This window comes from Isoptericola sp. MSGPD8_1_ISO-PGPR-S23-394, from assembly GCF_058072785.1.
Window position 1 is genome coordinate 3,046,638 of record NZ_CM176517.1, and the last position, 21,139, is coordinate 3,067,776.

Here is a 21,139-nt window from a genome sequence, read left to right on the forward strand (position 1 = left end):
CGGGCACTACGTTCATGGGCATGACCGGACTCGGTACACGCACCCGCGGGATGGTGGCTGCCACCCACCCGGCACCGGCCCTGACCGTCACGCTGTTCGCCGCCGCCCTGGCGCTCGGGGTCGGGGCCGGCCTCGCCCGAGCCGCCCTGGTCACCACGGCCGTCGGCACGGGCCAGCTCGCCATCGGGTGGAGCAACGACTGGCTCGACGCCGCCCGCGACCGCCAGGTGGGGCGGGTCGACAAGCCGACCGTCTCCGGCCTGGTCGACCCCGGGACGCTGCGCACGGCGGCGTGGGGCGCCCTGGTCCTCAGCACGGTGCTCGGGTTCTCGACCGGCCTGGTCGCCGGGCTCGCCAACCTCGGCGTCGTCGCCGGCGGCTGGACCTACAACCTCTGGCTGAAACGGACGGTCTGGTCGTGGCTGCCCTACGCCGTGGCGTTCGGGCTGCTGCCCGCGTTCGTCGTCGCCGCGAGCGGAGGCGGCGGCGTCGTGGCCGGCTGGGCGGTGCTCGCCGGAGCGCTGCTCGGTGTCGGCGCCCACGTCGCCAACGTGCTGCCCGACCTGGACGACGATGCCGCCACCGGGGTGCGCGGGCTGCCGCACCGGCTCGGCCGGCGGGGGTCCAGCGTGCTCGCCCCGGCGGTCCTGGGCGCGGGAAGCCTCGTGACCCTCCTCGGGCCGCCGGGTCAGCCGACGGTGACGCGCACCGCGCTGACCGTCGTCGCCCTCGCCCTGGCGGTCGGGGCCGGCGTCCTCGGGGTGGCACGGCCCCGCAGCCGGGCGCCATTCCTGCTCTCCATGGCGGTCGCGGGCCTGTGCGTGGTGCAGATCGTCGCGGCCGGGGACCACATCATCGGGTAGGCGCCGGGTGGGTGCCGGGTAGGCGCCGTGGTGACCGGGTGGCCACCGGGCGGCCGGCCCGCGGCAGGAGGGCTCAGCGCGCGCCGGTCACGGGCACCGCGCCGCTCAGCTCGGCCACGGCTCGGGCGACGTCCTCGCCGACCGTGCCGGCCGCGGCGCGCAGCGGGCGGTAGGCGGGGACCAGGACCACGGCCGTGAGCCCGTCGTGCGCCCACACGGCGGGTACCTCGCGTCCGCCGAACACCGCGGGGCCGTCGGTGACGCCGTCGGGCGTGCGCTGCACCACCCACCGCGGGCCGTCCTCGCGCCGGGCCCACACCTCGAGCTCGGTCGGCGTGACGACGACGGCCATCGGACTGCCGCCCATCGCGAGCCAGCCCCGCGCCGACGCACCCTGGTGGCGAGCGATGTCCGGCATCTCCGCCGTCGTGAAGCCCGGCACCACCACCATGCCCGGGCGCCGCCGGGCGGCGTGGGCGGCGCACCCCGCGACCCGGTGCCGCAACGTCCCGAGCACAGCCCCCACGGTCACCAGGACGACGAGCAGCGCGATCCAGATCGCCGCGGCGTCGGTGGCGCCGTCCCGCAGGTCCAGGGCGAACCGCAGGAGGGAGACCACGGCGACCACCACCAGCGCCGTGACGTAGAGGGCGCGCTTGTTCCGGGCGTTCACGAGATCAGGCCTCTCCGTCGACGGCTGGACGGGCACGGACACTACCGCAGGCGACGGGCCCGCCGTCGGGCCTGTGGACGACCGACCTGCGGTCGTGGCATCTCGCCTACGATCCTCGCGTGCCCACCCTCCTCGCACGAGCCCGCCTCGAGGTCACGCCGTACCGGCGCCGCGTCGCCGTCGGGGGAGCGCTCGCCGTGGTGTGGGCGATCTGGGCGAGCGGTCCGGGGTGGTCGACGCCGGCGCTCGCGGTGGCGGCGGTCGCGGGCGTCGCGCTCGGCGTGATCGACGCGGCGACGCACCGCCTGCCCGACGCGCTCACCTACCCGGCGACCGCCGTCGTCGGCGCGCTCCTGGCGACGGCCGCGCTCGCCGACGACTCCTGGGACGCCGCCCTGCGCGCGCTGCTCGGCGCCGGCGCCCTCGGTGCGGGGTACCTGCTGCTGCACCTCGTCAGCCCGTCCGGGCTCGGCCTCGGAGACGTCAAGCTGGCCGTCCTCCTCGGCATGGTCAGCGCCTGGTACGGCTGGTCCGTGCTGTGGGCCGCCACCGTGCTGCCGTTCCTGGTCGGCGGTCTCGTGGCGCTCGCCCTCATCGTCGCGCGGCGGGCCACCCGCAAGACGGCGATCGCGTTCGGCCCGGCGATGCTCGTCGGCACGGCGCTCGCCCTCACGGCCGCCCGGCTCGCCGCCGCCTGAGTGCGGTTCGACGGGCGAGATCCGATCGCACCGGAGAGGCTGGTCCCGGAGCTCCGATCGATGCTCGAGGCTACTGGCTCAGCCTGCATATCGCCTCGGTATGACCTGAGTGTTATCTGAGCAGAAACTGAAGATGGAGCCTACCGTGGGAGAGCCGGGCAACCGGCCCGGCACCTGACGGAAGGAAGCTCCATGAGACGTACGACCTTCAGGCGGCTCGCCACCACCACGGCGACGCTCACGCTCGCGACCTCGGCGTTCACCGCCCACGCCGCGCCCCCCACCCCCGACGCCGACGAGCCGATCGGCGGCGCGGACCTCGCGGAGAAGTACCCCGACGAGCTGCTCGAGGCCATGCAGGACGACCTGGACGTGACCGAGGACCGTGCCGTCGAGCGTCTGGACTTCCAGGCCGAGGCCTCCGTGACCCTCGACGAGCTCGACGACGCGCTCGGCGACGACTTCGCGGGGCTGTGGCTCGACACCGACGACGACGTCGTCTACGCCGCCGTCACCGACCAGGCCCAGGTCTCGACCGTCCGCCAGGCCGGGGCGAAGGCCGTCACCGCCCGCTACTCGCTCGAGGACCTCGAGGAGTGGCAGGCCTCCCTCACCGCGCCCCTGTCCGAGGTCGACGGCGTCCCCGGCACCTACGTCGACCTCGCCGAGAACACCCTCGTCGTGCAGGTCCACCGCGGGTCCCGCGGCGAGGCCCGCCAGGCCGCCCGAGCGGCCGGGGTCCCCCAGCGCGCCGTGACCTTCGAGGTCACGACCGAGGAGCCGCGGACCTACCAGGACGTGGTCGGCGGCAACGCCTACTACACCGGCGGCGGGTCACGCTGCTCCGTCGGCTTCGCTGTGACCACCGGCTTCGTCACCGCCGGGCACTGCGGGTCCACGGGTACGACGACGTCGCAGCCGAGCGGCACCTTCGCCGGCTCCGTCTTCCCCGGCAGCGACATGGCCTGGGTGCGCACCGCGGCGGGGAACACCCCCGTCGGCGCGGTCAACGACTACGCCGGTGGCGTCGTCGAGGTCGCCGGCTCCACGCAGGCGCCGGTCGGCTCGCAGGTGTGCCGCTCCGGCTCGACCACCGGGTGGCACTGCGGCACCCTCCAGGCCTACAACGCCACCGTCACCTACCCGCAGGGCAGCGTGAGCGGCTTGATCCGGACCACGGTCTGCGCCGAGCCCGGCGACTCCGGCGGCTCGCTGCTGGCCGGCGACCAGGCGCAGGGCGTGACCTCCGGCGGGTCCGGCAGCTGCAGCACCGGCGGCACCACCTTCTTCCAGCCGGTGAACCCGATCCTGAACCGCTACGACCTCACGCTCGTCACCAGCGGCGGCGCTGGCGGCGGCGGTGAGGACCCGGCCTGCTCCGGCTCGTCCTACACGGGCGACGGCTCCCTGAACCAGGGCGGGCAGGCCGTGCACCCCGACGGCAGCTACTGGAACCAGAGCAGCTCGGCGACGATCAGCGCCTGCGTCGAGGGCCCCTCGACCGGCGACTACGACGTCTACCTGCAGCGCTGGAACGGCAGCGGCTGGTCGAGCGTCGCCCAGGGCACGACGACGTCGCACCTCGACTCGCTGACGTACTCGGCGTCGTCGGGCTACTACCGCGTCGTGGTCCACGCCTACGCGGGCTCGGGTGCCTACACGACCGGCATCACGGTGTCGTGAGGCAGCCGTCGTGACGTCGCGGTCGTGACACGCACCGGCTGACCGGCACCGCCGCCGGTCAGCCGGTGCGGACGACTTCAGGCGGACAGGCTCAGGAGCACGGCCTCAGACGGCCCGGTCGGCCAGCGCCGTGGCCAGGTCGTCGAACGCCTGCTTCACCGGCCCGTCGGGCAACGGCGCCAGCTCGGCGGCCGCCTCGCGTGCCCAGCGCACGGCCAGCTCGCGCGTCTCGGCCAGCACGCCGTGCCCCCGCAGGTCCGCCACGACGGCGGACAGCGCGGCGTCGTCGGACAGGTCGCCGTCCAGGCGGGCCAGCAGGTCGATGTCCGACGGCGTCGCCTCGCCGCGCTCGACGCGCCGGCGCAGCAGCAGCACCGGCATGGTCGGCACGTGCTCGCGCAGGTCCGTGCCAGGGGTTTTGCCCGACTCGTCGCCCGACGACGCGACGTCGAGCACGTCGTCGGCGAGCTGGAAGGCGACGCCCACCTTCTCGCCGTAGCCCGTCACCGCGTCGATCACGTCGTCGGCGCACCCGCCGAACATGGCGCCGAGCCGGGCGGAGGTGGCCAGCAGCGACGCGGTCTTGTCGCTGAGCACCTGCAGGTAGTGCTCGACGGCGTCCGCCCCGGCGGCCGGGCCGGTGGTCTCGTGGAGCTGGCCCAGGCACATCCGCTCGAAGGTGCGCGACTGCAGCACGACCGCCTCCGGCCCGAGACCCGCCACCAGGGCCGACGCCCGGGCGAACAGCAGGTCCCCCACGAGGATCGCGACGGTGTTGCCCCACACCGAGTGCACCGACGGTGCCCCGCGGCGCACGGGCGCGGAGTCCATGACGTCGTCGTGGTAGAGCGACGCGACCTGGGTGAGCTCGACCACGACCGCCGCGTCGACGAGCCGGGGGTCGGCGCCGTCGCCGAGCTCGCCGGCGAGCAGCGTGAGCAGGGGGCGGAACCGCTTGCCGCCGGCCGCGATGAGGTGGCGCGACGCGTCGTCGGCGAGCGCGTCGGTCGACGCCACGGCGTCGGCGAGCGTGGCGTCGACCTGCGCCAGCCGTCCCGCGAGACGGTCGGCCAGCGCGGGGTCGCTCACGGGGATCGCGGTCGGCAGCGCGGCAGGAGCACCGGCCGAGGCGTCAGAAGCACGGGTCACGGTCCGAACCTATCTGCCCGGGCCCGGGAGCGGCGAACCGGACGTCACGGCAGCAGCGGCCGGAACGTGGCCGCCTGCGAGGCCCAGTCCAGTGCGACCTGCGGCAGGATGCCGAGCAGCACCACCCCGACGGCGCAGGCCACGATCGCCGTCGTGGCGAGGCCGCGGGAGCGCACCACGACCACGGCCGCCCGGGCCAGGGTGGCCGGCGCGGCGGTGAGGGTGCCGGTCGCCGGTGCGGCGCCGTCGGCGTTCTCGGCCGACGGGGATCCGGGCCCAGCAGGCTCCGTGACGCCCTCGGTCTCCTCGGTGGGAGGCGTCAGCACCATGAGCACGATCAGGCGCACGTAGAAGAACACCGCGACCGCCGAGGCGAGCACGCCGAGCACCGCCAGGGGCCAGGCACCCGCCGCCACGGCGGCGGAGAAGACCTCGAACTTGGCGATGAAGCCCGCCGTGAGCGGGATCCCCGCCATCGACAGCAGGAACAGCGAGAACGCCGCCGCGAGCCACGGCGACCGGCGCGCCAGCCCCGCCCACTGCGACAGGTGCGTCGCCTCGCCGAGCACCACGCCGTCGGCGTCCTGCTCGCGCACGAGCGTCACGACCGCGAACGCGCCGAGCGTCGCCAGCCCGTAGGCCAGGACGTAGAAGAGGACCGCCTGCGACCCGGTCTCGGAGAAGCCCACGAACGCCACCGTGAGGAACCCCGCGTGCGCGATCGAGGAGTACGCCAGCATGCGCTTGACGTCCGTCTGCACCGCACCGGCGACCGTGCCGACCAGCATCGTCAGGATCGCCACCGCCCAGAAGCCCACCTCCAGGTCACGGCGCAACGGCTCGTCGAGGCCCAGCGCGAGGGTGAAGACCACGCGGACCAGCGCCCCGACGGCGGCCGCCTTGACGCAGGCCGCCATGAACCCGGTGATCGGGGTCGGGGCTCCCTGGTAGACGTCCGGCATCCAGGTGTGGAACGGCGCGGCGCCGATCTTGAACAGCAGACCCACGGTGATGAGCAGCACGCCGGCGATCACCAGCGTCGGCATGAGCTCGAGCACCGGGCTGCTCGGGTCCACCAGGGCCCCCAGGGCCCCCTCGAGGCTCACGGTGCGGGCGAACCCGTAGACCAGCGCGATGCCGAACAGCATGATCGCGCTCGCGAAGGACCCGAGCAGGAAGTACTTGAACGCGGCCTCCTGGCTCAGCAGCCGACGACGGCGGGCCGTCGCGCACAGCACGTACAGCGGCAGCGACAGCACCTCGAGCGCGATGAACAGCACGATGAGGTTGTCGGTCGCCGGGAACAGGAGCATGCCGCCGGTCGCGAACAGCACCAGCGGATAGACCTCGGTCTGCTGCAGCCCCGCCTCCCGGGCGGCGTCCTCGTACCTGGTGCCGGGCACGGCGGCCGCCGTGGGGGCGAAGGCGTCCTCCCCCGTGCGGGTGCGGTCGGCGATCACCAGCACGCCGAGGATCGCGAGGATCGCCACCACGGCCTGGATCCCCAGGGTGAACGGGGTGAGCAGGAACGTCCCGTCGACGACGAACGCGTAGCCGTCGGTCGCGACGGTGTCCCACAGGAGGACGACCGCCGTCAGCGAGCCCGCCAGCGCCGCCAGCGTGAGCACGACCTGCGTGGTGCGCCGCACCCGGTCCGGGACGAAGGCCTCGATGAGCACGCCGACCACACCGGCGGCCAGCACGACGAGGACGGGCGCCAGGACGGCCCAGTCGATCTCAGGTGCCTCGAACGCGTTCACTGCTCGCTCCCCTCGAGAGCCCCGAGCACGGGCTCCGGATCGGTCTCACCCACGTGCTCGACGGAGACGCCGGCCGGGTCGCGGACGTAGTCCAGCGCCGGACCGGGTACCAGCCCGAGCACCACCAGGGCCGCCACGAGCACGCCCGCGACCGTCTCCTCACGCCCGTCCAGGTCCTTCGCGCCGCTCAGGTCCGAGGCGACCTCCCCGGTGAACATGCGCTGGTAGGTCAGCAGCACGTAGACCGCGGCCAGCACGACGGCGGGCACCGCGACGAGCACGGCGGCGGGCCAGCGCGCGTAGGCGCCGAGGAAGACCATGATCTCCGAGACGAACGTGGCCAGACCCGGCAGCGCGAGGGCCGAGAGACCGGCGACGAGGAACGTCCCGCCGAGCACCGGCGCGACCTTGCGCATGCCGCCGTAGTCGGCGATCTGCTGGCTGCGCCGCGGGTGCCGGGCGATCGCGAACCCGGCGACGAGGAACAGCGCACCCGTCGAGATGCCGTGGTTGAGCATCATGAAGCTCGACCCCGAGATCCCCAGCGACGTGAAGGTGAAGATGCCCAGGATGATGAACCCGAAGTGGGAGACCGACGTGTAGCCGATCAGCCGCAGGACGTCCGTCTGGCCGATCGCCAGGATCGCGCCGTACAGGATGGAGATCACGGCGAGCACGATGATCGCCGGGGCGGCCCAGCGGCTCGCCTCCGGGAACAGCGGCAGGCACAGCGTCAGCATCCCGAAGGTGCCCACCTTGTCCAGCACGCAGATGAGCAGCGTGGACGTGCCCGGCGTCGCGTTCTGGGTGACGTCCGGCAGCCAGGTGTGCACCGGGAACATGGGCGCCTTGATCGCGAACGCCAGGAAGAAGGCGCAGAACATCAGGCGCTCGGCGGTGGGGTCGAGCGCGAGCCCCGTGACGTTGTCCGTCAGGAACGCGTCGTCCGGACGCAGCCCCGTCGCGGCGTCGACCGGGACCTGCAGGTACAGCGCGACGACGGCGGCCAGCATCACCAGTCCGCCGGCCAGCGAGAACAGCAGGAACTTCACGGCGGCGTACCGGCGCTGCGCGCCCTGCCCGAAGCCGCCGATGAGGAAGTAGGCGGGGATCAGCATGGCCTCGAAGACCACGTAGAACAGGAACACGTCCCGCGCCGTGAAGACCACGACCATGAAGGAGAGCAGCACGAGCACCGTGGCGAGGTAGCGCCGCAGCCGGACGTGGTCGCCGCCCTGCTCGTGCCAGGCCGCGAGGATCACCAACGGCACGAGCCCCACGCTCAGCGCCACGAGCAGGAGCGACACCCCGTCGACGCCGACGGCGTAGCTCGCCCCGAGCGCCGGGATCCACGCGTACGTCTCGGTGAGCTGGTGGGTGCCCGCCGCCGCGGTGTCGAACGCCGCGAAGGCACCGACCAGCAGGGCCACCTCCACGAGCGCGCCGACCAGGGCCACCGTGCGCGCCGACCCGGCGCTGAACGCTCCACCGCCGGTCGTGGCGCCCGCGGCCGGGCGTCCGCGCCCGGCGCCCGTCAGCACCGTGGCCAGCGCGGCGACCAGCGGCCACACCACCAGGGCGGTCAGCCAGGGAAAGCTGGACATCGTCATCCCTTCCATGTCTCAGCTCGCCCCCTGGCCGGAGAACAGCCAGATCACGAGCACGATCACGCCCAGACCACCGAGGGTCATCGCGGCGTACTGCCGGACGTACCCGGACTGCAGACCGCGCAGGGCCGTACCGAGCCGTCCCACGCCTCCGGCCAGCCCCAGCCACCCGGCGTCGACCGCGGTGCGGTCGGCGTAGACCAACGAGCGGGTCACGACCTTGCCGGGGAGCATGACGACCGCCTCGTTGACGTCGTCCTGGTGCAGGTCCACCCGGGCCGCACGCACCAGCGCCGGGGCGGGTGGCGGCGTCGTCGGCACGGGGCGCGTCGCGTACTGCCAGAAGGCGAGCGCCAGGCCGACGGCCACAAGGAGCAGCGTGAGCGTCATGATCAGCCAGATCGGCAGGACCGGCTCGTGGTGCTCGGGGTGGCCCGTCACCGGCTCCAGCCAGTGCACGAACCGGTCGCCGGCGTTCAGCACGAAGCCGAGCCCGACGGAACCGATCGCGAGCACGATCATCGGCAGCGTCATGAGCCACGGCGACTCGTGCGGGTGCCGCACGGGGGCCCCGTCGCCGCCCGCACCGTCACGGCCCGCACCGCCTGCGAGCTCGGTGGCCCAGCGTCGTCGGCCCATGAACGTCATGAAGAACAGCCGCGACATGTAGTAGGCGGTGATGCCCGCGCCCACGAGGGCGACGATCCCGAAGACCCACGGCCGCCAGCCCTCGCCCACGAACGCCGTCTCGATGATCTTGTCCTTCGAGTAGAAGCCCGAGAACGGCGGGACGCCGAGGATCGCCAGCCAGCCGAGCCCCATGGTGATCGCCGTGACCGGCAGCAATCGGGACAGGCCACCGAAGCGGCGCATGTTCACGTCGTCGTCCATCGCGTGCATCACGGACCCGGCCCCGAGGAACAGCCCCGCCTTGAAGAACCCGTGCGTGAGCAGGTGGAAGATCGCGAACGCGTAGCCGACCGGGCCGAGGCCCGCCGCGAGCATCATGTAGCCGATCTGCGACATCGTCGAGGCGGCCAGCGCCTTCTTGATGTCGTCCTTGGCGCAGCCGACGACCGCCCCGAACAGCAGGGTCAGCGCGCCGACGATCGCGACGACGAGCTGTGCGTCCGGCGCCGCCTCGAGGACCGGGCCGGAACGCACCAGCAGGTAGACGCCGGCCGTGACCATCGTGGCGGCGTGGATGAGGGCGGAGACCGGCGTCGGGCCCGCCATCGCGTCGCCGAGCCACGCCTGCAGCGGGAGCTGGGCCGACTTGCCGCACGCGGCGAGCAGGAGCAGCAGGCCGATCGCCGTCCAGGTCCCCTCGGGCAGACCCGCCCCAGGGACGCCGTCGGCCTCCGTGCTGCCGAGCACCGTGGCGAAGTCCACCGCCCCCACGTTCGCGAGCATGAGCATCATCGCCGCGATGAGGCCCATGTCCCCCACGCGGTTCATGACGAACGCCTTCTTGCCCGCCACGGCGTTGGGCAGGTGGTGGTCCCAGAACCCGATGAGCAGGAACGAGGCCAGGCCCACGCCCTCCCAGCCGACGAACAGCAGCAGGTAGGAGTCCGCGAGGACGAGCAGCAGCATCGCCGCGACGAACAGATTGAGGTAGGCGAAGAACCGGCGGCGGTCGCGGTCGTGCGACATGTACGCCACCGAGTACAGGTGGATCAGCGAGCCGACGAAGGTGATCAGCATGACGAACGTCATCGACAGCGGGTCCACCTGGAACCCGAGGTCCACCTGCAGCGGACCGACGTCGATCCAGCTCGCCACCGTGTGCACGCCGACGCGCTGCTCGGGGTCCGCGGCGAGCATGTCCAGGAGGATCACGAGGCCGATCACGAACGTGGCCGTGGAGGCCAGCAGGCCGAGCCAGTGGCCCCAGCGGTCGCTGCGCCGGCCCACCAGGAGCAGCAGCGCCGCACCGATCAGCGGCGTGGCGACCAGCCAGGGCGCGAGGGAAAGAGTCTGCATCATCGAAGTCGTCGGCCCCTCTAGCTCTTGAGCAGGTTGACGTCGTCGACCGAGGCCGACCGGCGGGCACGGAAGATCGTCACGATGATCGCCAGGCCCACGACGACCTCCGCGGCGGCCACCACCATCACGAAGAAGGCGAGGACCTGGCCCGTGATGTCACCGTGCATGCGGGCGAACGTCACGAGCGCCAGGTTGGTGGCGTTGAGCATCAGCTCCACCCCCATGAACACGACGATCGCGTTGCGCCGCAGCAGCACCGTGGTCGCACCGAGCGCGAACAGGATCGACGCGAGGTAGAGGTAGTTGACGAGGTCCATCAGCGGTCCTCCCCGTTCTCGTCCGGCCGGGAACCCGGCTCGATCTGCTGCACGAGCGTCTCCCCGGCCGTGAGCAGCTCCGTGGCCGAGCGCTGCTGGCCCCGGATGCGCAGCACCCGCGGCACCGAGTGCTCCAGAGGGCGGCCGTCCGGCCCGAGGGCCGGGGTGTCCATCGCGTTGTTCTGCGCATAGACCCCCGGTGCCGGCAGGGGGGTGAGCTGGCGGCCGGTCGGCAGCAGCGCGACCTTCGCCTCGGCCAGCGCCCGCTGCGTCGGCTTCTTCCCGAGCCGGCGCCGGTGCGTGAGCACCAGCCCGGCGAGCGCGGCCGTGACGAGCAGGATGCCCACGACCTCCATCGCCACCACGTAGTTCTGCAGCAGCACCCGCGCCAGCGCCACCGGGTTCGTGACCGCGTTGGCCCCGGCCAGCCCTGCCGACGGCGGGAACGTCGCCTGGGCGACGACGCCGAGCAGCACCGCGGCGAGCCCGGCACCGAGCAGCAGCCCGATCCAGCGCTGGCCGCGGATGGTCTCGGTGAGCGAGTCGGCGGCGTCGACCCCGACGAGCATCAGCACGAAGAGGAACAGCATCATGACGGCGCCGGTGTAGACGACCACCTGCACGATCCCGAGGAACGGCGCCTCCTGCGCGACGTAGAGCACCGCGAGGCCGATCATCACGAAGACGACGCAGACCGCGGCGTGCACCGCCCGCCGCACCACCAGCAGCCCCGCGGCGGCGATCACCATGAGCGGGGCCAGCACCCAGAAGAGGACCTCCTCGCCGCCGGTCACGGGTGCGCCTCCGTCCCCAGCGCGGTCCGACCGTCGAGGTTCGACTCCTGCGCCGCGGCCCGCGTGGCCGCGGCCCGGTCCTGGTCGGGGCGCAGCCGGTGCTGGTCCGGCGTGGGTGGGGGGGCGTCCCCGGCGACGACGGCGGCCGCGGCGTCGAGCGTGGGCTCGTCCGGGCGGTGCTCACGCACCCAGTCGACCTGGGCGGCCGTAGGTGCCGTGACCTCGCCGCGGTAGTACTCGGTGTCCGTGGTGCCCTCGACCATGGGGTGCGGCCCCGCGAGCATCCCCTCGGACAGCGGCGCGAGGATGTCCTGCTTCTCGTAGATCATCCCCTCGCGGCTGGGTCCGGCGATCTCGTAGTCGTTGCTCATCGTCAGCGCCCGCGTCGGGCACGCCTCGATGCAGAGCGCGCAGAAGATGCACCGCAGGTAGTTGATCTGGTAGACGCGGCCGTACCGCTCCCCGGGCGACATGTGCACCGGCTCGGCCGAGCCGTCGTTCTCCGCCAGGTCTGCGTTGTCCGCACCCTCGACGTAGATCGCGTCGGCCGGGCACGCCCACGCGCACAGCTCGCAGCCGATGCACTTCTCCAGGCCGTCGGCGTACCGGTTGAGCTGGTGGCGGCCGTGGTACCGGGCCTGCGGCGGGGTCTTCTTGCGGGGGTACTCCTCGGTGACGGTCGGCTTGAACATCGACGAGAACGTCACGCCGAACCCGGCGACCGGGGCGAAGAACTCCCCCACCGGACCCTTGGTCGGGCGCAGCGGCTCGTAGGGCTTGTCGGTCATCGCGTCTCCTCCGCGTCGACGTCTGCCGGAGATGGTTCGCCGTGCGCCGCCGGGGGCACCGTGCGGCGGGCCCGCGGCGAGACGGGCAGGCGCTGCCCGGGCAGGGGCGGCACCGGGTATCCGTCGGCGAAGGCGTCGAAGCGTTCGCCGGCGTCGTCCTCGTCCGCCGGTCTGTCGGGCACCTTCCGGTCGGGCCACAGCCACAGGAGCAGCATCACCAGGACGGCCACCGCGACGATCGCCACGATCATCTGGGTTCGCGTGATGCCCGCGATCCCCAGCCACTGGAAGGTCGCGAGCGCCACCAGCCACACCAGCGCGAACGGGATGAGCACCTTCCAGCCGAACACCATGAACTGGTCGTAGCGCAGGCGCAGCAGGGTGCCGCGCACCCACACGAAGAAGAACATCAGCAGCCACACCTTGGCGAGGAACCACAGCACCGGCCACCAGCCGGTGTTGAGCACGCCGTCGCCGATCGTGGACAGCGGCCACGGGGCGCGCCACCCGCCGAGGAACAGCGTGGTGGCCACGGCCGAGACGTTGATCATCGCGATGTACTCCGCGAGGAAGAACCAGGCGAACTTCATCGAGGAGTACTCGGTCATGTAACCCGAGACGAGCTCGCCCTCCGCCTCGGGAAGATCGAACGGCAACCGGTTCGTCTCGCCCACCATCGAGATGACGTAGACCACGAAGGCCGGCGCCAGCGGGAGGAACCACCACAGCTGCGTCTGCGACTCCACGATCGACGACGTCGACATCGACCCGGCCATGATGAACACGCTGACCAGGGACAGCCCCATCGCGAGCTCGTAGCTGATGACCTGCGCGGTGGACCGCACCGCCCCGAGCAGCGGGTACGTCGAACCCGAGGACCAGCCGCCGAGCACGATGCCGTAGACGCCGATGGACGCGCACGCCAGGACGTAGAGGGTCGCCACGGGGAAGTCCGTCAGCTGCGCCGGGGTCGAGTAGTCGGTGAACGGGATCGTCACGCTGGGACCGAACGGGATGACGGCGAAGACGAGCAGGGCGCAGAACACCGAGATCATCGGCGCCAGGAGGTAGGTCACCCGGTCGGCGCGCGTGACCGACAGGTCCTCCTTGAGCAGCAGCTTCATCGCGTCGGCCAACGACTGCAGCAGGCCCTTGGGCCCGTGCCAGTTCGGGCCAGGACGCACCTGCATGCGGGCCACGACCTTGCGCTCGAACCAGATCGCGAAGAGCACGCTGGTCAGCAGGAACACCACGACGAGCACGGCCTTGACGATGCTCGTGACGAGGGTGTCCGCACTGAAGTCCGCGGCGACTCCGGGGATCATGCGTCCGCTCCCTTCTCGGCGGGGGCGATCCGGACCGGGTCGCCGGGCCTGGCGCCCAGGTCGTCGTGGATCCGGCAGCCCCGCGACGCCGTCGGCAGCCACACCACGTGGTCCACCATCTCGGTGATGGCCACGGGCACGGTGATCGCACCGCGGTCCGTGGAGACCGTCACGAGGTCCCCGTCGAAGACGTCGAACCCGGCAGCGGTGACGGCGCTGATCCGTGCCACCGGTCGCTTCGCCGTCCCCGCCAGGTGCTCCTCGCCGTCCTGCAGGGCCCCGTCGTCGAGCATCAGGTGCCAGCTCGCGAGCACGGCCGTGCCGGCGGCGACGGCGGGCGGCTCGGCCGCCCGTGCCCGGGGGGCGTCCGTCCGCGGACCGTTCCAGGCGCCGAACGCCGCGACGGCCCGGTGCGCGGCCAGGGGCTCGGCCGCCCCGAGGTCCACGTCGAGCTGCGCGGCGAGCGCGTCGAGCACCCGGTGGTCCGGCAGCGCCGAGGAGTCGAGGGCCTGTCCGAACGACCGCACACGACCCTCCCAGTTCCAGTACGAGCCGGCCCGCTCGACCGGCGGGGCGACGGGCAGCACCACGTCGGCCAGGTCGGTCGCCTCGGTGCGCCGCACCTCCAGGGCGACGACGAACCGGGCCGCGCCCAGCGCACGCCGCGCGTGCTCGGGGTCAGGCAGGTCGGCCAGCTCGAGACCACCGACCAGCGCCCCGGAGAGCTGCCCGACGCTGAGGGCGTCGAGGATGCCGTCCGTGTCCAGCCCGGGGTTCTCCGGCAGCGTCGACGGGTCGACGCCCCACGCCGCGGCGACCTGCTCGCGGGCGTCCTCGTCCACGAGCGGCCGGCCGCCGGGCAGCAGGCCGGGCAGCAGACCCGCCTCGACACCGCCGCGCTCCCCCGCACGCCGGGGGATCCACGCCAGCCGGGCACCGGTCGCCGCGGCCAGCCGCAGCGCCGCCGAGTAGCCTCCCGGTGCTCCGGCGAGACGCTCGCCGACCAGCACGACGGCGCCCTCCTGGCCGAGCGCGCCCGCCACGTCCTCGAGGGAGCCGCGGTCGGCCCCCGCCGGCGGCAGGTCGCCGGCGGCCTGGGTGGCCAGCGTGCCGAGCCAGTCGGCCTCGGTGCCGGGTGCCGTCGGCAGCAGCGTCCCGTCGAGACGGGCGAGACCCCGGCTGCGGAACGGCGCGACGGAGAAGATGCGGGCGCCGGCCCGGGCGGCCTTGCGCAGGCGCAGGAACGTGATCCCGGCCTCCTCCTCGGCCTCCAGCCCCGCGAGCAGCACCGCGGGGGCGGCCTCGAGGTCGGCGAACGTGACGCCGACGCCCGTCCCCGCCACCGCATGGGCCAGGAACGCCGCCTCCTCGACCGAGTGCACCCGGGCCCGCTGGTCGACGTCGTCGGTGTGCAGCGCGGTGCGGGCGAACCGCGACCAGGCGAACGCGTCCTCGACGGTCAGCCGACCGCCCGGCAGGACGCCGACGCCGCCGTCGTCGCGGGCCTCGGCCAGTCCCTGCGCCGCGACCTCGAGGGCCTCGACCCACGACGCGGGCCGCAGCTCGCCGTGCTGGCGCACCAGGGGGGTCGCGATCCGGTCCGGCGCGGACTGCCACGTGAACGCGAAGCGGTCCTTGTCGGTGATCCACTCCTCGTTGACGGCCGGGTCGTCGCCGGCCAGGCGCCGCATCACCTTGCCGCGCCGGTGGTCGACGCGGATCGCCGCCCCGCACGCGTCGTGCTCCGCGACGCCCGGCGTGGAGACCAGGTCGAACGGGCGCGAACGGAACCGGTAGCTCGCCCCGGTCAGCGCACCCACCGGGCAGATCTGGACGGTGTTGCCGGAGAAGTACGACGCGAAGGGCTGGCCGGAGGCGTCCGGCTGGGCGATGCCGAGCGGGACGTCGACCACCTTCGAACGGTCGCCCCCGGGCGGCGCGAAGTCGAGGACCTCCTCGTCGAACCGGCCGATCTGCTGGTCCGCGCCCCGCTCCTGCAGGGCGATGAACTCGTCGCCCGCGATCTCCTCGCTGAACCGGGTGCACCGCTGGCACAGGACGCAGCGCTCGCGGTCCAGGAGCACCTGCGACGAGACCTGGATCGGCTTGGGGAAGGTCCGCTTGACGTCCGCGAACCGGGAGGTCGCCCGCCCGTTCTTCATCGCCTGGTTCTGCAGCGGGCACTCGCCGCCCTTGTCGCACACCGGGCAGTCGAGCGGGTGGTTCATGAGCAGCAGCTCCATGACCCCCTCCTGCGCCTTCTCGGCGACGGCCGAGGTGCGCTGGGTCTTGACGACCATGCCCGGGGTGACCGTCATCGTGCAGGACGCCTGGGGTTTCGGCATCGCCCGCAGGTTGCCCTCGCGGTCCGGCATGGAGACCTCGACGAGGCACTGGCGGCAGGCACCCGCCGGCTCGAGCAGCGGGTGGTCGCAGAACCGGGGGATCTCGATGCCGACCTGCTCGGCGGCACGGATGATCAGCGTGCCCTTCGGCACGGTGATCTCGACCTCGTCGATCGTGCACGTCACGGTCTCGACAGGTCGCTCCGCCGGGCCGCCCGCGCTCGTCTTCTCGGTGGTGGCGGTCATCAGTGGCCTCCCGCGCCCGCGAGCGCCGGCGGCGCCTGGGGCGTGTCGTCGAACAGGGTGGACCGGGCCGGGTCGAACGGGCACCCGCGCCCGTCGAGGTGCGCCTCGTACTCCTCGCGGAAGTACTGGACGCTCGACGTGATGGGCGACGTCGCCCCGTCGCCGAGCGCGCAGAACGCACGCCCCAGGATGTTGTCGCACAGGTCGAGCAGCAGGTCGATGTCGGCACCGGTGCCGTCACCGGCCTCGATGCGGTGCAGCACCTGCTTGAGCCAGTAGGTGCCCTCCCGGCAGGGCGTGCACTTGCCGCAGGACTCGTGGGCGTAGAAGTCGGTCCACCGGCTCACCGCGCGGACGACGCACGTCGTCTCGTCGAAGATCTGCAGCGCCCGCGTGCCGAGCATGGAACCCGCGGCGCCCACGGACTCGTAGTCCAGCGGCACGTCCAGGTGCTCGGCGGTGAACAGGGGCGTCGACGACCCGCCGGGCGTCCAGAACTTCAGCTCGTGGCCCTCTCGCACCCCGCCCGCCAGGTCGAGCAGCTCGCGCAGGGTGATGCCCAGCGGTGCCTCGAACTGGCCGGGCCGGGTGACGTGCCCGGACAGGGAGAACAGGCCGTGGCCCTGGGACTTCTCGGTGCCCATCGACGCGAACCAGTCGGCGCCCTGGGTCACGATCCCCGGCACGGACGCGATCGACTCGACGTTGTTGACGACCGTGGGCCGCGCGTACAGCCCGGCGACGGCGGGGAACGGAGGCTTGAGGCGGGGCTGACCCCGCTTGCCCTCGAGGGAGTCGAGCAGCGCCGTCTCCTCGCCGCAGATGTAGGCGCCGGCCCCGGCGTGCACGGTGACCTCGAGGTCGTACCCCGACCCCTGGATGTCGGTGCCCAGGTACCCGGCGTCGTAGGCCTCCTGGACGGCGGCGAGCAGCCGCCGGTAGACGTGCAGCACCTCGCCGCGCACGTAGATGAACGCGTGGTGGCACCCGATGGCGTAGCTGGTGATCGCCACGCCCTCGACGAGGTGCTGCGGGCTGGCCAGCATCAGCGGGATGTCCTTGCAGGTGCCCGGCTCGGACTCGTCGGCGTTGACCACGAGGTAGCGCGGCCCGCCGTCGGGCGGGGGCAGGAACCCCCACTTCATGCCGGTGGGGAAGCCGGCACCGCCGCGCCCGCGCAGGCCGGAGTCCTTGACGAGCTGCACCAGGTCGGCGGGGTCCCGCGTGAGCGCGGTGCGCAGGCCCTCGTACCCGCCGTGGGCCAGGTAGGTCTCCAGGCTCCAGGACCGCTCGGCGTCCCAGGTCTCGGTGAGGACGGGGGTGAGCATGTCAGTCATCGGAACCCTCCGTTCCCTTGCCGGGCTCCGCGGCGTCCGGCAAGCCCGGCTTCTCGTCCTGCGTCGTCGCGGGCTTACGCTCGGCGCTGGACTGCGCGGTGCCGGTCTCCGGCGGCACCTCGGTCGCGGGCTCGCCGGCGGGCTCGGAGCGGTCCGCGGAGGGCGCCGTCCACCCCTGCTCGCGCGCGATCCGCAGCCCTTCGAGGGTGGGACCTCCCGCCCCGACGCCCTCGTCGGCGCGACCGTCGGTGAACCCGGCCAGGACCCGGCTCGTCTGCCGGAACGAGCACACGCTGGCCGCGCCGCGCGTCGGGGCGACCTGCTCGCCCGCCCGCAGGCGGTCGGCGACCTCGACGGCCGAGTCCGGCGTCTGGTTGTCGAAGAACTCCCAGTTGACCATCATCACCGGCGCGTAGTCGCAGGCGGCGTTGCACTCGACGCGCTCGAGGGTGATCGAGCCGTCCTCGGTCGTCTCGTCGTGCCCGACGTCGAGGTGCTCCGAGAGCCGGTCGAAGATCGCGTCCCCGCCCATCACGGCGCACAGCGTGTTGGTGCACACCCCCACGGTGTACGTGCCGTTGGGGTGCCGCTTGTACTGGGTGTAGAACGTCGCCACGGCCGAGACCTCCGCCGCGGTCATCTCGAGCTGCTCGGCGCAGAACAGGATGCCGTCGCGGCTCACGTAGCCGTCCACGGACTGCACCAGGTGCAGCAGCGGCAGCAAGCCTGAACGAGGGTCGGGGTACCGGGCCACGATCTGCTCGGCGTCGGCCGTCAGCGCGGCCAGCGTCTCGGCGTCGTAGCCCGTGCGAGAACGCGCCCCCACCGGTTCGGCCGTCATCGGTCCACCCCTCCCAGCACCGGGTCCAGGGACGCGACGGCGACGACGACGTCGGCCACCTGGCCGCCCTCGCACAGCACCGACACGGCCTGGAGGTTGTTGAACGACGGGTCGCGGAAGTGCGCCCGGTACGGTCTCGTGCCGCCGTCGGAGACCAGGTGCACGCCGAGCTCGCCGCGCGGGTGCTCGATCGTCTGCCAGGTCTGCCCGGCGGGGACGCCGAACCCCTCGGTCACCAGCTTGAAGTGGTGGATGAGGGCCTCCATCGAGGTGCCCATGATGTGGCGGATGTGGTCGAGCGAGTTGCCCTGGCCGTCCGCGCCGACGGCGAGCTGGGCGGGCCAGGCGATCTTCTTGTCCGCCACCATCACGGGGGCGCCGGTGGTGTCGTCGAGCCGCTGCAGGCACTGCTCGACGATCTTCAGCGACTGGTAGCACTCCTCCAGGCGCAGCACGACCCGCGAGTAGGAGTCGGCCGCGGTGTCGGTCGGCACGTCGAAGTCGTACGTCTCGTAGCCGCTGTACGGGAAGGTCTTGCGCACGTCGTAGGGGTGCCCCGCCGAGCGCAGCACCGGGCCCGTGATGCCGAGCGCGAAGCAGCCGGCCAGGTTCAGCACCCCGACGTCGGTGAGCCGCGACTTGAAGATGGGGTTGGCCAGCATCAGGTCGCCGAGCTGGCCCAGGTAGCCGCGGACCTTCGGCAGCGCCGCCCGCACCTGGTCGGTGAAGCCGTCCGGGGTGTCCGTCGCGACACCGCCCGGACGCACGTAGGCGTGGTTCATCCGCAGCCCCGTGATCGCCTCGAAGAGCCGCAGGATCTCCTCGCGCGCCGTGAAGCCGATCGTCATGACCGTCGTGGCGCCCATCTCGTTGCCGCCCGTGCCGAGGCAGACCAGATGGGAGGCGACGCGGTTGAGCTCCATCATCAGCACGCGGATGACGCTCGCGCGCTCAGGGACGTCGTCGGTGATGCCGAGCAGCCGCTCGGTGCCCAGGCAGTAGGCCGTCTCCTGGAACAGCGGCGCGAGGTAGTCCATCCGGGTGCAGAACGTGGTGCCCTGGGTCCAGGTACGGAACTCCATGTTCTTCTCGATGCCGGTGTGCAGGTAGCCGATGCCGCAGCGGGCCTCCGTGACCGTCTCGCCGTCGATCTCCAGCATCAGCCGCAGCACGCCGTGCGTCGACGGGTGCTGGGGGCCCATGTTGACGACGATCCGCTCCTCGCCGATGGCCTCGCGGGCGATCTCGTCCCAGTCGCCCCCGGAGGCCTCGAAGCCCGGCACCCCGGGACCGTAGTCCTCCTCGGGCGGCCGTGTGGAGCGAGCACGGGGCGGCGTGCGCGGCATGTCGCTGGCAGGCGCGCTCATGAGTACTGCCTCCTCGTGTCCGGCGGCGGGACCGTGGCGCCCTTGTACTCCACGGGGATGCCACCGAGCGGGTAGTCCTTGCGCTGCGGGTGACCCGGCCAGTCGTCCGGCATCTCGATGCGTGCCAGCCCGGGGTGCCCGTCGAAGACGATCCCGAAGAAGTCCCACGTCTCGCGCTCGTGCCAGTCGTTGGTCGGGTACACGCCCGTGGTGGTGGGCACGTGCGGGTCCTCGTCGGGGCACGTCACCTCGAGCCGCAGCCGCCGGGCGTGCGTCACGGACGTCAGGTGGTAGACGGCGTGCAGCTCACGGCCGACGTCGTCCGGGAAGTGCACGCCCGAGACGCCCAGCGAGAGCTCGAAGCGCAGGTCCTGGTCGTCGCGCAGCACCTGGCACACCGCCACGAGGTGCTCGCGGGCGACCGACAGCGTCAGCTCCGCGTCGTCGCTCGGGTCCGTGCCCGGGCCGGCGTCGTCCCGCCGACGCGGGTCGAAGACCACCACCCGCTCGACGGCGTCGGCGAAGGCGACACCCTGTTCGTCCAGGACCTCCGCGAGGACGTCGACCGCCTCGTCGAACCAGCCGCCGTACGGCCGCGACGCGGCCGGCGGCATCGTCACCGTGCGCACCAGCCCGCCGTAGCCCGACGTGTCCCCCGTGCCGTGCGCCCCGAACATGCCGGTGCGCTCGGCGACGAGCTCCGCCGTCGGCTCGGGCAGGTCGTGGCCGCCCCGGGCGACCTCGCGCCCGTCGTCCGCGGTCATCGCAGCAGCCCGATCATCTGCGAGGTGGGCGTGGCCTCCAGGGCCGCCGCCTCCGCCGCCTTCGCCGCCTCGACCCGGTTGACCCCGAGCGGGGTGTCCTGGATCTGCTGGTGCAGCGCCAGGATCGCGTTGATCAGCATCTCCGGACGGGGCGGGCAGCCCGGCAGGTAGATGTCGACCGGCACGATGTGGTCGACGCCCTGCACGATCGCGTAGTTGTTGAACATGCCGCCGCTGGACGCGCACACGCCCATCGACAGCACCCACTTGGGCTCGCTCATCTGGTCGTAGACCTGGCGCACCACGGGTGCCATCTTCTGGCTCACCCGGCCCGCCACGATCATCAGGTCCGCCTGGCGCGGCGAGGCACGGAAGACCTCCATGCCGAACCGGGACAGGTCGAACCGCGACGCACCGGCCGCCATCATCTCGATGGCGCAGCACGCCAGTCCGAACGTCACCGGCCACACGGACGCCTTGCGCAGGTAGCCCGCGAGGTCCTCGATCGTCGTGAGCAGGAAGCCCGACGGCGATTCCTCCAGCCCCATGTCTCCTCCTTCGCGGAGCGTCGGTGCCGCCGCGGGCGGCACCCT

18 protein-coding genes are annotated in these 21,139 nt (G+C 72.7%); 3 read left to right on the forward strand and 15 right to left on the reverse strand.

What is annotated here, in order from left to right:
- Positions 1-20 precede the first annotated feature (20 nt).
- Complete coding sequence (locus AC3RJ8_RS13995) at positions 21-863, forward strand: UbiA family prenyltransferase (protein ID WP_489713177.1); 843 nt, start codon at positions 21-23, stop codon at positions 861-863.
- Positions 864-936: 73 nt separating this feature from the next.
- On the opposite strand, the gene AC3RJ8_RS14000 is transcribed toward AC3RJ8_RS13995, so the two are convergent.
- The gene (locus tag AC3RJ8_RS14000; RefSeq protein ID WP_489713178.1) at positions 937-1,536 is read right to left on the reverse strand and encodes a hypothetical protein; all 600 of its coding nucleotides are present in this window, start codon (positions 1,534-1,536) and stop codon (positions 937-939) included.
- 119 nt (positions 1,537-1,655) lie between these two features.
- Here AC3RJ8_RS14000 and AC3RJ8_RS14005 point away from each other — a divergent pair, with 119 nt between their 5' ends.
- Together AC3RJ8_RS14005 and AC3RJ8_RS14010 are read left to right on the forward strand one after the other, a co-directional pair.
- Positions 1,656-2,234 carry a prepilin peptidase gene (locus AC3RJ8_RS14005; RefSeq protein WP_489713179.1) on the forward strand — a complete coding sequence of 193 codons (579 nt, stop codon included), beginning with the start codon at positions 1,656-1,658 and terminating at the stop codon, positions 2,232-2,234.
- 192 nt (positions 2,235-2,426) lie between these two features.
- The gene (locus tag AC3RJ8_RS14010) at positions 2,427-3,917 is read left to right on the forward strand and encodes a S1 family peptidase (RefSeq protein ID WP_489713180.1); all 1,491 of its coding nucleotides are present in this window, start codon (positions 2,427-2,429) and stop codon (positions 3,915-3,917) included.
- Positions 3,918-4,022: 105 nt separating this feature from the next.
- Here AC3RJ8_RS14010 and AC3RJ8_RS14015 read toward each other — a convergent pair whose 3' ends face one another.
- Genes AC3RJ8_RS14015 through AC3RJ8_RS14080 form a run of 14 tightly spaced genes read right to left on the reverse strand, consistent with a single transcriptional unit; the run spans position 4,023 to position 21,094 of the window.
- The gene (locus AC3RJ8_RS14015) at positions 4,023-5,066 is read right to left on the reverse strand and encodes a polyprenyl synthetase family protein (RefSeq protein ID WP_489713181.1); all 1,044 of its coding nucleotides are present in this window, start codon (positions 5,064-5,066) and stop codon (positions 4,023-4,025) included.
- Positions 5,067-5,110: 44 nt separating this feature from the next.
- A complete protein-coding gene (gene nuoN / locus AC3RJ8_RS14020) occupies positions 5,111-6,826 on the reverse strand; it encodes an NADH-quinone oxidoreductase subunit NuoN (protein WP_489713182.1) in 1,716 nt (571 codons plus the stop codon).
- A complete protein-coding gene (locus tag AC3RJ8_RS14025; protein WP_489715644.1) occupies positions 6,823-8,436 on the reverse strand; it encodes an NADH-quinone oxidoreductase subunit M in 1,614 nt (537 codons plus the stop codon). The genes nuoN and AC3RJ8_RS14025 overlap by 4 nt, the downstream gene beginning before the upstream one ends.
- 12 nt (positions 8,437-8,448) lie before the next feature.
- On the reverse strand, positions 8,449-10,419 hold the full coding sequence (gene nuoL, locus AC3RJ8_RS14030; protein ID WP_489715645.1) for an NADH-quinone oxidoreductase subunit L: 1,971 nt from the start codon (positions 10,417-10,419) through the stop codon (positions 8,449-8,451).
- A 20-nt stretch (positions 10,420-10,439) separates the two neighbouring features.
- Positions 10,440-10,739, reverse strand: coding sequence for an NADH-quinone oxidoreductase subunit NuoK (gene nuoK, locus AC3RJ8_RS14035; RefSeq protein ID WP_277208319.1), 300 nt, complete (start codon positions 10,737-10,739; stop codon positions 10,440-10,442).
- On the reverse strand, positions 10,739-11,488 hold the full coding sequence (locus AC3RJ8_RS14040) for an NADH-quinone oxidoreductase subunit J (protein WP_489715646.1): 750 nt from the start codon (positions 11,486-11,488) through the stop codon (positions 10,739-10,741). The genes nuoK and AC3RJ8_RS14040 overlap by 1 nt, the downstream gene beginning before the upstream one ends.
- Positions 11,489-11,529: 41 nt before the next feature.
- Positions 11,530-12,321 (reverse strand): NADH-quinone oxidoreductase subunit NuoI, encoded by a 792-nt coding sequence (gene nuoI, locus AC3RJ8_RS14045; protein WP_489713183.1) that lies wholly within the window; start codon positions 12,319-12,321, stop codon positions 11,530-11,532.
- Entirely contained in the window at positions 12,318-13,646 is a 1,329-nt protein-coding gene (nuoH, locus tag AC3RJ8_RS14050; RefSeq protein ID WP_489713184.1) for an NADH-quinone oxidoreductase subunit NuoH, read from the reverse strand. The genes nuoI and nuoH overlap by 4 nt, the downstream gene beginning before the upstream one ends.
- Positions 13,643-16,237, reverse strand: a complete 2,595-nt coding sequence (locus AC3RJ8_RS14055) for an NADH-quinone oxidoreductase subunit G (RefSeq protein WP_489713185.1) — start codon at positions 16,235-16,237, stop codon at positions 13,643-13,645. Before AC3RJ8_RS14055 ends, nuoH begins: the two co-directional genes overlap by 4 nt.
- The gene (gene nuoF, locus AC3RJ8_RS14060) at positions 16,237-17,574 is read right to left on the reverse strand and encodes an NADH-quinone oxidoreductase subunit NuoF (RefSeq protein ID WP_489713186.1); all 1,338 of its coding nucleotides are present in this window, start codon (positions 17,572-17,574) and stop codon (positions 16,237-16,239) included. The genes AC3RJ8_RS14055 and nuoF overlap by 1 nt, the downstream gene beginning before the upstream one ends.
- Positions 17,567-18,415, reverse strand: a complete 849-nt coding sequence (gene nuoE, locus AC3RJ8_RS14065) for an NADH-quinone oxidoreductase subunit NuoE (protein ID WP_489713187.1) — start codon at positions 18,413-18,415, stop codon at positions 17,567-17,569. The genes nuoF and nuoE overlap by 8 nt, the downstream gene beginning before the upstream one ends.
- A complete protein-coding gene (locus tag AC3RJ8_RS14070) occupies positions 18,412-19,782 on the reverse strand; it encodes an NADH-quinone oxidoreductase subunit D (RefSeq protein WP_489713188.1) in 1,371 nt (456 codons plus the stop codon). Before AC3RJ8_RS14070 ends, nuoE begins: the two co-directional genes overlap by 4 nt.
- Complete coding sequence (locus AC3RJ8_RS14075) at positions 19,779-20,546, reverse strand: NADH-quinone oxidoreductase subunit C (RefSeq protein WP_489713189.1); 768 nt, start codon at positions 20,544-20,546, stop codon at positions 19,779-19,781. The genes AC3RJ8_RS14070 and AC3RJ8_RS14075 overlap by 4 nt, the downstream gene beginning before the upstream one ends.
- Entirely contained in the window at positions 20,543-21,094 is a 552-nt protein-coding gene (locus tag AC3RJ8_RS14080) for a NuoB/complex I 20 kDa subunit family protein (protein WP_171782371.1), read from the reverse strand. The genes AC3RJ8_RS14075 and AC3RJ8_RS14080 overlap by 4 nt, the downstream gene beginning before the upstream one ends.
- Between the last annotated feature and the right edge of the window lie 45 nt (positions 21,095-21,139).

What these genes read in the sequence shown, in the direction of transcription:
- AC3RJ8_RS13995 (WP_489713177.1), top strand. Translation starts at nt 21, where the DNA reads ATGACCGGACTCGGTACACGCACCCGCGGGATGGTGGCTGCCACCCAC.
- AC3RJ8_RS14010 (WP_489713180.1), top strand. Translation starts at nt 2,427, where the DNA reads ATGAGACGTACGACCTTCAGGCGGCTCGCCACCACCACGGCGACGCTC.
- AC3RJ8_RS14025 (WP_489715644.1), bottom strand. Translation starts at nt 8,436, where the DNA reads ATGACGATGTCCAGCTTTCCCTGGCTGACCGCCCTGGTGGTGTGGCCG.
- nuoL (WP_489715645.1), bottom strand. Translation starts at nt 10,419, where the DNA reads ATGCAGACTCTTTCCCTCGCGCCCTGGCTGGTCGCCACGCCGCTGATC.
- nuoK (WP_277208319.1), bottom strand. Translation starts at nt 10,739, where the DNA reads ATGGACCTCGTCAACTACCTCTACCTCGCGTCGATCCTGTTCGCGCTC.
- AC3RJ8_RS14040 (WP_489715646.1), bottom strand. Translation starts at nt 11,488, where the DNA reads ATGGTGATCGCCGCCGCGGGGCTGCTGGTGGTGCGGCGGGCGGTGCAC.
- nuoI (WP_489713183.1), bottom strand. Translation starts at nt 12,321, where the DNA reads ATGACCGACAAGCCCTACGAGCCGCTGCGCCCGACCAAGGGTCCGGTG.
- nuoH (WP_489713184.1), bottom strand. Translation starts at nt 13,646, where the DNA reads ATGATCCCCGGAGTCGCCGCGGACTTCAGTGCGGACACCCTCGTCACG.
- AC3RJ8_RS14055 (WP_489713185.1), bottom strand. Translation starts at nt 16,237, where the DNA reads ATGACCGCCACCACCGAGAAGACGAGCGCGGGCGGCCCGGCGGAGCGA.
- nuoF (WP_489713186.1), bottom strand. Translation starts at nt 17,574, where the DNA reads ATGACTGACATGCTCACCCCCGTCCTCACCGAGACCTGGGACGCCGAG.
- nuoE (WP_489713187.1), bottom strand. Translation starts at nt 18,415, where the DNA reads ATGACGGCCGAACCGGTGGGGGCGCGTTCTCGCACGGGCTACGACGCC.
- AC3RJ8_RS14070 (WP_489713188.1), bottom strand. Translation starts at nt 19,782, where the DNA reads ATGAGCGCGCCTGCCAGCGACATGCCGCGCACGCCGCCCCGTGCTCGC.
- AC3RJ8_RS14075 (WP_489713189.1), bottom strand. Translation starts at nt 20,546, where the DNA reads ATGACCGCGGACGACGGGCGCGAGGTCGCCCGGGGCGGCCACGACCTG.
- AC3RJ8_RS14080 (WP_171782371.1), bottom strand. Translation starts at nt 21,094, where the DNA reads ATGGGGCTGGAGGAATCGCCGTCGGGCTTCCTGCTCACGACGATCGAG.